A 12,658-nucleotide genomic window follows, 5' to 3' on the forward strand; every position below is an offset into this window, starting at 1 on the left:
CTATTTTTTAAGAAGCGAAGAAAGACCAGTCAGGCTATCAACAATGGATTTCCAGTCACCACCTTCGGAAATAGTCTCGATATATTTGCTAAAACGTAAATGGGATTCTCTGACAATTTCCTTTCCAAGGTCAGTTAAAGTGATTTTTGAATACCTTTTATCCGCTTCAACAGGCTGTACTTCAATGATATTTTTTTCTATCATATTTGAGATGATGCGGCTCATAGCCTGCTTTGAAATCTGTGCCTGTTGAGCCAACAATTTATTTGTAGTCCCCTCCTCGTCAATATATATCAGCACCTGCATATAGGATAGTTGAAACTTGCCGGGCCATAGGTCTTGCAAATTAGCTTCAGCCCATTCTTCAATATCTTTTTTAAGCGCATATATTATTCTGATATATTGGACTGGCTGTACAACTTTATTCATATCCATACTATTTGTTGAAACTTTTAGACAAACATAATAACTTGATCAATAGGTACCAAATACTATAAGTACGTGTCATTCTTGATAGGCTGTTATTGATGTTTGGCGTTTAGACCGACTTTTTTAACTAAATTATCCAGTCCGAATTCAGCCAATTTATCCACAATAGGCAAAGTCTTCAATCCTAAATCAGTTAACGTATACTCTACTTTTGGAGGGATTTCGGGATAGACTTTTTTGTTGACTAACCTATTTTCAACAAGCATATTCAATTCTTGAATCAACATTTTTTCGCTGATGCCTGTAACAGCTCGTTTCAGTTCACCATATCGCATTATACCTTCGTTGATCTGAAACAATATCATTAATGTCCATTTACCACCCAGTAAAGTTAAAGACGCTCTCACAGGACAGCTATCATCGCAAGGTGGATTTATTTTTAAGTTTTTTTCCATTGACAATCAGTAATTCTAACCATTTAGTAGGTACCAAACAAAAGGGTAAGTACTTGTACAAAGGTAAGAAATAGCATATTTTTGTACAATATTATTTTAAAATAAAGCAGGGTGATGCAGACAGAAAATAACAGACAGAGCGCTATTATGGCTTACAATCCAGTCCTTTCAGATGGGCCTGAAGGCGTAAAAGAAGAAAACTTTAAACATGTTGTTACCATACACTTACACGAAAAGAATTCTTTCTAAAAAAGGAATGGCGATAAAGTGAATGTTGCTGAAGATGTACAATCATACACATTTTAAATTAAACATAAAATATATGAAAATATTAGTATTTGGAGCTACCGGCTCACAACAATTCAATGTAATATCAGAAGGTATTAAAAAAGGAGCAGAAGTAATTGCAGCTACGAGCTCAGGAAAGAGTTTTGAGAAGTTAAGTCAGGCAGGTGCTACGCCAGTTTTGGCAAATTTGAGTGACGCTCAAAGAATAGTGGAAATAACAAAAGACATAGATGCAATCGCTTTTATGATTCCGGTATCCTTACAGAATCCCTTTGACGGCTTACAGTATGCAAAGAATGTAATCGATGCAGCAAAAAAAAATAGTGTAAAAAAAATCGTATGGAATACAAGTGGTTGGTTAGAATCTGAAAAAGTAGGATCACCTGTTGACGATGTGAAACTTGATGTTAGAGATTATTTACAAAATAGTGGAATAAATTATGTGATTATTGAGCCAACCATTTATATGGAAAATCTAATGGGAGGTTTCTGTGCACCATTCATAAAAAACGAAAAGAAGTTGGCATATCCTACCCCAGAAGCAATGCCAATAGGCTGGATAGCTTCCAGAGATGTAAGTGCATTTGTTGTTGAGGCAATTTATAATCAAGATTTAACATCAGATAGTTTCCAGATCAGTGGTTTAGAGAATTTAAGTGGTAATGAGACAGCAGATAATTTTTCTAAAGGAGTAGGAGAAAACATTGTCTATTATCCACAGCCACCAAAGGAGTTTAAAGATATTTTAACACCATTTGTAGGTGAAGCTGGAGCAGCAAGTGTTGCTTCTTATTATGAAAGTCTTCAAAATGCAAATGAGTATCCTAAGAAATTCAATCCTGACATGAGTGGAGTATTAGAGAAACTTCCCGTAAAAATGACTTCATTAGAAGAGTGGGCAAAAAATAATAAGGAATATTTTTTTAACTCATAAACTGAACTCTAAAAAATTACTAGCGACTGTACTTTGAATTTTAAATTCAAGTAAAACTATTAGTTAGTGCATGATATTTAAAGTAGCAGACGCTGTTTAAAAAATCTTTAAAAAAAAGCCCGAGATTTTTTTGAGTATCGGGCTTTTTTGTTGTCCCTCCAACGGTTTGTCTTGTATAACTTCGTCACAGCCTGAATAAATCACACAATAATTGGGTCGGATTAGATTAAAACTGGTAAATCTATAAACAGTAGTACATACAATCACATAATTTTCATACGAAAACTTCTCCCATAATATGCATTAAACTTTCAGCTATCGATCTTGTTTAAGAAGTTCTATTGACATTGAGATTTCACAAACGAAGGTGCAACATCACCAAGGAATTTAAATATGATCCGCTCTTAGATTGGTTATTAAACTGAATTTATTAATTTTCTGTTACCCTAGTATATAAGTAAGATACCACATACGATGCGATTCGTTGAATAAAAAAACAATCTCTGTTAAGCAAGGTCCGAGATTGAGCACGATCATAGGAAATTTCTATAGTATCTAAGAAACAAGAAGAAAAAAGGATGAACAATATTGCTCATCCTTTGCGTTTGCCCAAGCCAGATCTTTCAAATCAATCAGGCTCATTTTCATGTGATTTTAAACACGTAAGCCGGTTGCTTTTTATCCATAGTATCCGGAAACGTCACTGCTAGACCATTCGTTGTTTGCTCAAACCTAACGTTATTCTTTGCACCTAAAAGCTGTACTTTATTAGCGGGGTAATTATTTTTATTTAAACTTTTGATCAAAACATTTCCTGTTTCAGGCCATCCCATTACAATAGCGTATAATACATTCCCTTTGGCAGTGAATCTCACGTCTTCGGCGGTAAAAGGCTTATTTTTTCCTTCATTAAACCCTTGTGCCGTTAAGGGGGCAGCATTTTCCATAGCAGGCCCCTCTCCAAAAACGTTCCAAGGCCTCGTGCTGATTATACTCTCGCTATTTACGCTCATCCAAGAGGCGATCCCTTCTACTGTTTTGAGGGCTTCCGAATCGATGGAACCGTCTCCTCTAAGCGGAACGCTCAAAAGAAGGTTTCCATTTTTACTTACCACATCAGCTAGCATATGGATGACCGTTTTGGCACTTTTATAACTTTTATTCTCATAAATGCGTCGATCGTAATGCCAAGCACCGATGCAGGTGCACGTTTGCCAAGGCTCCTTCTCTATCTGATTACTTTGCCCTTTCTCAATATCCCAAACCATACATTTTCGCTGTTGATCATCGAGAATTTTCCCATTAATTACAGCCTCCAGTTTGCCATTGTGCTTTTGCTGACTGACATTGTAATAATGGGCTGCAATCCTTAAACCGGCATCGTCTATCGGCCATAAAGGCAATGCAGTATCATCGAAATAAACTAAGTCAGGCTCGTACTTATCAATAAGTTCGATGGTCCGGTCGTGAAAATTATTGCAATAGTTTTTGGTAGGCACGTTTACGCCATTACCCCAATGCCATTGACGATGAATCATTCCATCATCTCCGCTATTTTCGCTTAAGGGGTGGTTTTGTGCGTAGAGGTCTTGCGGATCTAGGCCATCCCACCATTTATTATTGCCATCAGCTTTTGTGATTTTTCCGTCATAGGGTATATCTTTCAGAGGCCCTTTTTTGTCTGCACGTTGTGCTGTTTCGTACCAAGTCCATGCATGTGCAGCGTGAACGCTCGCGCCGAAACGTAAACCATGATTTTTGGCTGCCTTCGCCCAGCCTGCCATTAAATCTTTTTTTGGGCCCACTTTGGTGGAGTTCCAAGGCTGATGGCTACTATCATAGAGATCCATATTATCATGATGGTTGGCTAAGGCAACAAAGTACTGAGCTCCTGCACGCTTGTAAAGATCCAACAACATTTCCGGATCCCATTTATCTGCTTTCCATTCATTGATCACATCTTTGAATCCGAATTTCGAGGGATGGCCATATTTTTGCACATGATAGTTATATTGATCGCTCCCCTCCTGATACATTCCTCTTGCGTACCAGTCACCTCGTTCAGGTTGACACTGGGGTCCCCAATGTGCCCAAATACCAAACTTCGCGTCGCGGAACCACTGGGGAACCTCGTACTGCTCTAGCGATTTCCAATCTGGTTTAAAGTCTACTTTAGCTATAGGCGCATTGGCATGTATCTTTGAACCCGCGATAGTTTTACTTAACCAAAACGACGGAATAGCTATTCCCAAAGTTTTTATTACAGTTCTTCTTTTCATGTATTTTTTTTTAACGTGTTTGTACTAGGATGAAGTGGGATACAAGATAAATCAGTAACCCACGTTTTGCGTAAGATTTCCGTTGATCTGGAGTTCAGACAGGGGAATGGGCCATAACTCGTTCACACCTGCCTTGAAGTTGCGTCGCTGATAGATCAGATAGCCCTCATCATCCACAGGAAAGTCTTTATATCCAGCAGGATTATTGGTTAATTTCATCCCCGTGAACTGCCTATTAAGTTCCTGCGCAGCAATACCCCATCGCAGCACATCAAAATACCGTAAACCCTCAAATGCAAATTCAACCCGGCGTTCCCGTCTTATCACCGACCGCAAGGATTCTACACCCGTAGCGGTAACTTTAGGCATGGCCACATTCTGCCTTCCCCTCACCAGGTTGATTGTCGCATCCAAAAGAGTTTGGTCGATAGGGTCGCCAGCTTCCAGCTTAGATTCAAGGTAACCCAATAAAACCTCCGGATAACGGATAATCGCCCAGTTGCCCCCAAAGTTCATCAGGTTTCCATTGAAACTTTCATCCATGAACTTACGTATGCAGTAACCACTCCAATTGTAACGGTTGAATCTATCAGGAGAGGTCGTTCCGGGACGCGCGATGTAGGTCTGCCCCTTGAATACACTTCTGTCGGAGATCAAAACGGTATAATCAAGACGAGGGTCTCTGTTTTCGTAAGGGTTGGATGGATCGTATAAGCCGGATTCTTCAATCGACTTTCCGTCTATACATTCAAACGCTTTTACCAGTTCATTATAGGGCGAAAACTGATGCCATCCTCCCCAGGTTTCAGGGTACATGTACTGGAGTAACACATGCCCGTACACATCTTCCTGGTATTGCGAAGTAAGAATAAATTCGCTCGTCGCAACGTTCCCACTTGAGAAAAGCGAAGCAAAATCGGGGTGAATACGATACACATCAAAATCTATTATTTTTTTATAGGTCGCTGCGGCTTCCGCCCACTTTTCCTTCGCCATTTGTAAACGGCCAAGAATAGCCAAAGCTGCACCCGCCGTAATCCGCCCCTGTTCACTTGCAGGTCTGCTTGCTGGTAAAGCTGCCGCACCTTCTATCAGCTCTGCTTCCGCAAAATCCCAAACTTCATCACGTGAGGCGCGGAGTACATTATTTGCCTCCTCGATGCTCAACACTTTGGTGACCAATGGAACACCTCCAAAATAAAGCGCTAGATTAAAGTATTCATAAGCTCGCAAGGTTTTAACCTCACCTATCATAGCGGCTTTCTTGTTTTCATCCATTTCCACTTTGCCGATATTGTCGAGAAAGTTGTTGCAGGCCGTCAACTTTTGATAAGAATTTCGCCAGTATCCTTCCGTTACCCAATAAGCAGAGTTTAATGTACCATCCGTTACTCTGTCTGGTATCAGCTCCTTTTCCGATCCGTTACCCGCCATAAGATCAAGGTACAACAGGCTCCGTGGTGTCCAGAAATCTTCGCCTTTCCATCCGGCTCCTGTGTTATAACAGCCCACCAAAGCCAGTAGGGCATCTTTTTCTGTTTTCCAGAAAGTAGCATCCGACACCGCATCCAAGGGCTGCTTATTAAAAAAATCCTTGCTGCATGCTGCAAAAAATGTGCATGCGGCCAAAAACAGGTAGCACAACCGCTTTTGGCTAAAATATGTGATGAATTTCATTATTATCTTCATGTTATTGATTATCTACCGTTAAAAATTAACATTCAAGCCAAAAGTGTACACACTGGTTATCGGATAAAAGGGTGTGTTATCGCCTGTGCCCTGCCCCATCTCAGGATCCCAGCCCTGATAAAAGCTGCTCAGGGAAAATAAATTCTGTCCGCTGAAGAAAATACGCAGCCTGTCCAACCGCATCTTCCTGGTAATTTTCTCAGGAAAAGAGTAACCCAGCTGAATATTCTTGAGGCGAAGAAAACTTGCGTTCCGATTCCAGAATGTAGATGGCATAATCGTTCCGGAACCCATATTTAAACTGGTCAATTTAATATATTCTGCATTTCGATCAGGATTGTCGGCACTCCATCTGTTATCGGCCTGCCATCGCTGAATCTGTCCTCCATTATAAAATGCGAATGCCTGATAAGAGCCCATCTGACGATCAAAACCTGCCAATCCATGAAGTAGAACAGAAAGATCCACACCTTGGTAATCAAACCTTATGGTGGCGCCATAGCTAAACTTGGGCACGGTATTGCCGATAATTGTTCGGTCATTTGCCGGATCGACAACTCCATCTGGAGTACCGTTGAGGCCGCTTATATCGGCGTATCGCACAAAACCGGGTTGCGCCGCATAGGGTTGCGTTGGGTAGGCTGCAATATCGTTTTCGTCAACGAAAAGGCCGTCGGCTACATAGCCATAAATAGCTCCCAATGGTTGCCCCACAAACAAGTTTTTTGCAATATCTTGCGTTAGACCATCCGCCAGTTTTGTTACCCGGTTTTTCGTATAGGTAAAATTCGGACTGAACCCTATATTCAACTTTCCGATAGAGGTACGATAATCCATCAGAAATTCAAATCCGTTGTTCCGTACAGATGCGGCATTTACCTCCGATGGTGTCAATCCCAACACACTTGAAACCGTCAAATTATATAGAATATCCCGTGTACGCTTATCAAAATAGTCCATCACGAAGGCAAGTTTTCCTTTCATAAGTGAGAAATCGAGACCGATTCCCCTTACCTCTGTTGTTTCCCATGTAATATCGCTGTTTGCCAAGGTAGTTAAGCGCGCACCTGGGAGCAATACACCACCGATCGGATAATTGTTGCCCAAACTCAGCACATTCTGATAGGGATAATTACCGATATTCTGATTTCCCAACGTTCCCCAAGATGCCCGCAATTTCAAGTTATCGACTCCAGTCACATGCTCTTTAAAGAAAGGTTCTTCAGAGATCCGCCAGGCTGCCGAAACAGAGGGAAACAGCCCCCAACGTCCTTCGCTGGGGAAGCGGGAAGTTCCGTCATACCTTGCATTCACTTCAAACAGATAACGATCTGATAATATATAGTTTACCCGTCCAAAGAATGAGCGCAAGGCCCATTCAGCCGCCGAGCCGGACGATTGCATATTGGCTGATGACCCTGCATTTAGCTCGTGCAACAGATTACTCGGAAAATCGTCACGGAAAGCGGTGGTCCAGTCTGAGCGGAATTTTTCTTCTGAGAAACCTGCTAATGCATTGATTGCGTGTTTCCCATAAGTCCTGTTATACTGTAACAATGATTGAAGCGTTAATAACGAGTTGTCGCCCGAATTAACGGTAAGATTGTTGGGACCAACTTTCTTATTTTGATCAAAAATAAAATCAGATGCAAAGCTATTGTTCGTAAAATTATTATAATTGTATCCCGCTTTACCACTCCAGGTAAGCCCGGGTACTATTTCCCAGGCAAGCTCAGCTCCCCCTAAAAAAAACTTGTTTGCACGGTTTACGAAAGACTCGCTCGAAAGCCATGCTTCCGGACTGAAATTGTCCTGATAGCCAAAGGTCCCGTCCGACTTTCTACCTGCATAAATAGGTCCCTGTCTGACAGCGAAACCGATCATGCTCATCATTTCGCCATCGAATTGCCTTGGCTCATTGGTTTGTGCACTGTTACCCGTCATATTCACCTTCAGCGTAAGGTTATCCAGTATTTTACTATCCGAATTCAGCATGAAGTTATAGCGGTGATAATTATTTTTGGCAACAACACCATCCTGATCCAGGTAGCCTAAGGAAAATAGGTAGGAGTTCTTATCTGAGCCACCGGAAAAAGAAACATTGTGGTTCATCTGAAAGCCCGAGCCCGAAGAAAGCAGGTTTTTCAGGTGCGGTACATTCGGATAATTGTCGGGATCAACACCCGATCGGAACTTATCAATCTCTTCGGGTGTATAGGTTAAAGCTTGGCCAACATTCGTATTTGCCTCATTAAATAGGGTCGCATATTCGTCCGATGCTACAAAATCGGGGAGTTCTGTCACTTTCTGCCAGCCTATAGTGTTATTGTACGAAACCCGAAGTCTACCGCTTGTGCCGCGTTTCGTTTCGATCAGAATAACCCCGTTTGCACCACGAGTACCATATATAGAGGCTGACGCAGCGTCTTTTAACACTGAAATGCTCTTTATGTTGTTAGGATCGATGTCATTCATCGAAGCTGCCAGACCATCTATTAGTACTAACGGATCGTTTCCAGCTCCCGAAAAGGTTCCCTGCCCTCTGATGCGTATCGAAGCTGCATCATTTCCAGGACGTCCTGCGCTTTGAGAAACCGAAACACCTGTTGCTAAACCGGCTAGCGCCTGCGAGGCTTGGGTAATGGGCCTGTCTTCAATGTCAGTAGCAGAAACGGACGAAACGGAACCGGTTAGATTCACCTTCTTCTGCGTGCCATACCCTACTACCACAACTTCGTCCAGGTCTGTATAAGATTCGATTAGTCTAATTTGCATAAATCCCCTGTTATTTACAGGAATCTCCTGCTTCTCATAGCCAATATAGGTGAATACCAAAACCGCATCGCCCGGAATATCAGACAAGGTGAAATTCCCTCTGTCGTCTGTCACGGAAGTTCTGTTTGTTCCTTTTACATGTACACTGATACCCGGTAGCGGATTCCCATCGCCGGCAGAAACGACAGACCCCTTAACGATATTTTGGCGGGCGGCCTTTTGTTTCACTCCGAGCGAACCTGGTTGATATCTAACAGCAATTACATTTCCATCTATTTCTTTAAAATCAAGGTCAGTTTGCTTACGGATTTCTTCCAAAACCGTTTTTAAAGGAGTATCCTTGACATTAAGGGCTATTTGCAATGGTATGGAAAGCAAATCCTTTTTATAGGTAAAGGAGACGTTGACTTGCTTTTCAATCATATTAAAAGCTTCCTGAATATTATTGGTTGTCACGTCCATGCAGATCTTTTTGGAAGCCACCGTTTGGGAAAGAGCAATCTCTGCCTTTAACAAGGAAAACGAAAAACAGATCAAAAATAAAGGCAATCCAAACCCGAACGACATAATTACAATTTTTCGTTGATTAGTTTTTTTCATTATATTAGATTGTTTGATTAAAAATTGAACAGCGTCACTGTTGTGCCCGTGGAAAGAAGCAACAGCGACCAATCATGATGGTCGTTATTTCTAAAATAGCGGCCATTAATTTTAATGAGCATTTACATATCTTAATAAGGTTTATAATGTTGGTGTATTAGTTAGCGATCTTGCGTGGTTATTAAAACAAGCTCCCCTTTTTTCTCGTACCCAATATTTAGGGAAAACTTCATGGCCTCTAAAAGTGTACTTAATGATGTATTTTTATAGCGGCCGATCATTTGAAGTTTCCCAATATTCGGATGACTTAACTTAATTTTAATATTGTATTTTCGTTGGATGGCAGGCAGGATTTCAGCAAGACTTTTACCATCAAAAACGATATCACCTTGTTTCCATGCCAGTATTGTTTCTAAATTTTGGTTTCTCAACAAAATCGCCTTTGATTTTTCACTATAAGTGATCAGGTCATTTTTCGTTAATAGCCATTCTTTGTCACTATTAACCTCTTTTACACCCACCTTACCATTTTTTACCGCAACGGTAAATTTTTCATCTTTATATGATTTAACATTAAAGGAGGTTCCATAGACTTTGACTTGCTTTTGTTCGGTTTCTATCACAAAAGGTACCTTTGCATTGTGGGTCACATCGAAAAATGCTTCCCCGCTTATTTTAACTTTTCGCTCCCCCCCATCAAATTTTTCGGGATATTCTATTTTTGAACCGGCATTGAGCCAAACTTTTGTCCCATCGGAAAGTAAGACGGAATCGATCTGACCTAAAGCAACATTTTTCGTAGTGGATACCAAGTTTGTACGTTCCGCTTTCGGGGTCTCGTTATGCGGCAAGAAAAACCACAAAGAAGTAACACATAGCAGTATACTCGCAGCTATTCCAATTTGCCAGCGTATCCGTCGTTCCTTGTTTCTTTTACGAATAGTGGATAGCTCTTGCCTCAAATCATACCTTAATTGATCTTCTATCAAAGGGTCCAATTCACCGGATTCCAATAGTCTAAAAAATAGCGTTACTTCAGAACGGCTAGCGGCCCCACTGAGGTAACGGCATATTAATGTTTTATAAAAATCGAGGTCTTCCATAATTGCTTATAGAAGTAAAGACAAAAAAAAATGAAAAGAGGCCACCCCTCTTTTCATTTTTTTTCTATAGAATTGATTTCAGGAGGAAAAACAGGACTAGGGGTAAATTCAGATCATGCTGTAAATACTTTTTCAAGGTATTGATGCACCGGATCATATGCTTTTTGATTGCACTTTTGGAGACACCTAACATTCTGGAAGATTCTTCGTAACTTTTTCCTTCAACTCTACAGAGCTCAAACACCCGCTTTGTTTGGGTCGGCAATCTATTGAGTATCTCCTGAAGCTTTACTTGATATTCTTTATCAAGAACATGTTGGTCGACACTATTGATACCAAGTTCAAAACTTTCTAAAATACGCTGCTGTTTGATACGATCTGTTGCAATTTTGTGTAAATAGTTGAGTGTATAATTTTTTACGACGATGAATAAATAGGATTCAAGCGATACAACACGGATAAGTTTGGTTCTTTCGATCCAAATTTTCGTAAAAATTTCCTGTACAACGTCTTCAACTAAAACATCTATTTTAAGGTACCGCTTAACCACGCGTAAGACAACTGGGTAATAGGCCTTGTAAAACAGATTAAAGGCACTATGATCTCCATAGCCAATAGCTTCTAAAACATCTTTACTTATTTCAATAGATGCCATAGCACATTTATCTCCAGATTGTTATTAGGTCCACAAAAAATTTCGGTTTATATCCCAAACTTACATAAAAATCGGGAATATTAATCGCGTTCAATAAAAATGACGGCCACCTCGCCCCTCCTCATTATCATTTATAATGAACTAAAAAATAAAGTAATATGGAGAGATTTTGCGACTTTGATGTGCATATTAGGCCGAATCAGGCGAACAGGTTGAGGTAGTTTCTGAACGTCAACACCAGATCTGGATAATCTCGGGGATAAATTAGTTGAGCATCATCTCGGTAATACCTGATACAGGGAAACAAGTGCAGGCCTGCACTTGTTTCCCTGTATCATTAAGAAATCACCAGTTTTCTTTGCTCTGAAGCGTCTGCGCGCCAATATTTTTTACTTAATATTTTATGACCAATCTATATGATAGTTATTTTGTATTAGATCAGTTAGATTTTACTAGCATTAACCAATTCAAACAATTAATTAATTCATATTATGAGTCCTTTATATTGAAAAAGTAACTGGCAGGTTACTCCAATTCTCCAAAAAACACAGGAAATAACTTTCCTGGTGAATCTCATTTTTTTAAAATGATCATTTACCCCTCCATGTAAAGAGAGATTAAAAGCAGGTATGTTCGATATGATAAACCGCCGAATCGATTGATTCGGCCGAATTCACCTCCGTTAGTTTACTTATATTGTTTTTATCGTCTGATTCGTATAACAGCTCATATGTACCAATAGTCTTAATACGGTTTTTTGGAAACTTACCGAAGTATCCGCCGGATGTAAGAACGGCCATTCCAACCGGATTAAATATTGGCGTAGGGGTCCTGTGCAATGAATTAATATGATAAATTGGCGCTGTGCTGTGTATAGGTAGATTAGAGAAATCCGTATTGGCATAATAGGTAAGCTTTATATCCTCATCGTTCCCATTGAGCCCATCATGGATATTGACCAAGTTCCCATCTTCATATGAAAACAAAACTTCTTTGTCTTCTTCTTTGATACGAGTCAAGTATCCTTGTTCATTGTATACAAAATCCAGTACAAGATAGTCTTTGATTTCTGTCTCCCAAGGCGCCATCCATTTACGCCTAAGGTGAGTAATAAGACCTTTTTCATTCAAAGAGTAATAATCGGTTACAGTGTTAGGAGCCTCTCCGGCATATTTCAGAATCACTTTGTCTTCATAATATTCAAAAGAAATCTGATTGCTTCCCACCGGAGCCAATATAACGCGTCCTTGCGCATCATAACTGAATGGTGTTTGTGCAGGATTGCCAGATCGATCCCCCATATACCAATTTCTCGTGTAAAAGTTCACACGACACGAGAGCTTAGGTTCCAGTTCCGATTCTAAAACTGGATTGTCTTCTGAACAGCTTATAAATAATAATGCTATCGCAAGAGAGGTAAGGATGTATGAATTAATTTTAAACATCATGCC

The 12,658-nt window shown here is 40.3% G+C and carries 10 protein-coding genes; 2 read left to right on the top strand and 8 right to left on the bottom strand.

Translation table 11 applies throughout. From position 1 onward, the window contains the following. Nucleotides 1-429, bottom strand: a complete 429-nt coding sequence (locus tag G6053_RS18530; protein ID WP_165307814.1) for a MarR family transcriptional regulator — start codon at nucleotides 427-429, stop codon at nucleotides 1-3. Nucleotides 430-521: 92 nt separating this feature from the next. Further along, entirely contained in the window at nucleotides 522-884 is a 363-nt protein-coding gene (locus G6053_RS18535) for a helix-turn-helix domain-containing protein (protein WP_121126637.1), read from the bottom strand. A gap of 114 nt (nucleotides 885-998) precedes the next feature. Here G6053_RS18535 and G6053_RS30940 point away from each other — a divergent pair, with 114 nt between their 5' ends. Both G6053_RS30940 and G6053_RS18540 read left to right on the top strand, forming a co-directional pair. After that, nucleotides 999-1,133, top strand: a complete 135-nt coding sequence (locus G6053_RS30940) for a hypothetical protein (protein WP_262707663.1) — start codon at nucleotides 999-1,001, stop codon at nucleotides 1,131-1,133. A gap of 73 nt (nucleotides 1,134-1,206) precedes the next feature. Beyond that, a complete protein-coding gene (locus G6053_RS18540) occupies nucleotides 1,207-2,106 on the top strand; it encodes an NmrA family NAD(P)-binding protein (RefSeq protein WP_165307816.1) in 900 nt (299 codons plus the stop codon). Between the two features lie 644 nt (nucleotides 2,107-2,750). On the opposite strand, the gene G6053_RS18545 is transcribed toward G6053_RS18540, so the two are convergent. From G6053_RS18545 to G6053_RS18570, 6 genes are all read right to left on the bottom strand, one after another. Further along, on the bottom strand, nucleotides 2,751-4,385 hold the full coding sequence (locus tag G6053_RS18545) for an alpha-L-fucosidase (RefSeq protein WP_165307818.1): 1,635 nt from the start codon (nucleotides 4,383-4,385) through the stop codon (nucleotides 2,751-2,753). Nucleotides 4,386-4,436: 51 nt separating this feature from the next. Beyond that, nucleotides 4,437-6,062: a RagB/SusD family nutrient uptake outer membrane protein gene (locus G6053_RS18550; protein WP_165307820.1), complete on the bottom strand. Its 1,626-nt coding sequence runs from the start codon at nucleotides 6,060-6,062 to the stop codon at nucleotides 4,437-4,439. A 30-nt stretch (nucleotides 6,063-6,092) separates the two neighbouring features. Next, complete coding sequence (locus G6053_RS18555; RefSeq protein WP_165307821.1) at nucleotides 6,093-9,449, bottom strand: TonB-dependent receptor; 3,357 nt, start codon at nucleotides 9,447-9,449, stop codon at nucleotides 6,093-6,095. A 161-nt stretch (nucleotides 9,450-9,610) separates the two neighbouring features. Continuing rightward, a complete protein-coding gene (locus G6053_RS18560; RefSeq protein ID WP_165307823.1) occupies nucleotides 9,611-10,552 on the bottom strand; it encodes a FecR domain-containing protein in 942 nt (313 codons plus the stop codon). A 64-nt stretch (nucleotides 10,553-10,616) separates the two neighbouring features. Continuing rightward, complete coding sequence (locus tag G6053_RS18565; RefSeq protein ID WP_121126632.1) at nucleotides 10,617-11,207, bottom strand: sigma-70 family RNA polymerase sigma factor; 591 nt, start codon at nucleotides 11,205-11,207, stop codon at nucleotides 10,617-10,619. A gap of 617 nt (nucleotides 11,208-11,824) precedes the next feature. Continuing rightward, nucleotides 11,825-12,655 carry a DUF4595 domain-containing protein gene (locus G6053_RS18570; protein ID WP_121126631.1) on the bottom strand — a complete coding sequence of 277 codons (831 nt, stop codon included), beginning with the start codon at nucleotides 12,653-12,655 and terminating at the stop codon, nucleotides 11,825-11,827. Between the last annotated feature and the right edge of the window lie 3 nt (nucleotides 12,656-12,658).

The organism is Sphingobacterium sp. DR205 (genome assembly GCF_011064245.1).
In the GTDB taxonomy this organism is placed as follows: Bacteria; Bacteroidota; Bacteroidia; order Sphingobacteriales; family Sphingobacteriaceae; genus Sphingobacterium; species Sphingobacterium athyrii.

What these genes read in the sequence shown, in the direction of transcription:
- G6053_RS18530 (WP_165307814.1), bottom strand. Translation starts at nt 429, where the DNA reads ATGAATAAAGTTGTACAGCCAGTCCAATATATCAGAATAATATATGCG.
- G6053_RS18535 (WP_121126637.1), bottom strand. Translation starts at nt 884, where the DNA reads ATGGAAAAAAACTTAAAAATAAATCCACCTTGCGATGATAGCTGTCCT.
- G6053_RS30940 (WP_262707663.1), top strand. Translation starts at nt 999, where the DNA reads ATGCAGACAGAAAATAACAGACAGAGCGCTATTATGGCTTACAATCCA.
- G6053_RS18540 (WP_165307816.1), top strand. Translation starts at nt 1,207, where the DNA reads ATGAAAATATTAGTATTTGGAGCTACCGGCTCACAACAATTCAATGTA.
- G6053_RS18545 (WP_165307818.1), bottom strand. Translation starts at nt 4,385, where the DNA reads ATGAAAAGAAGAACTGTAATAAAAACTTTGGGAATAGCTATTCCGTCG.
- G6053_RS18550 (WP_165307820.1), bottom strand. Translation starts at nt 6,062, where the DNA reads ATGAAATTCATCACATATTTTAGCCAAAAGCGGTTGTGCTACCTGTTT.
- G6053_RS18555 (WP_165307821.1), bottom strand. Translation starts at nt 9,449, where the DNA reads ATGAAAAAAACTAATCAACGAAAAATTGTAATTATGTCGTTCGGGTTT.
- G6053_RS18560 (WP_165307823.1), bottom strand. Translation starts at nt 10,552, where the DNA reads ATGGAAGACCTCGATTTTTATAAAACATTAATATGCCGTTACCTCAGT.
- G6053_RS18565 (WP_121126632.1), bottom strand. Translation starts at nt 11,207, where the DNA reads ATGGCATCTATTGAAATAAGTAAAGATGTTTTAGAAGCTATTGGCTAT.
- G6053_RS18570 (WP_121126631.1), bottom strand. Translation starts at nt 12,655, where the DNA reads ATGATGTTTAAAATTAATTCATACATCCTTACCTCTCTTGCGATAGCA.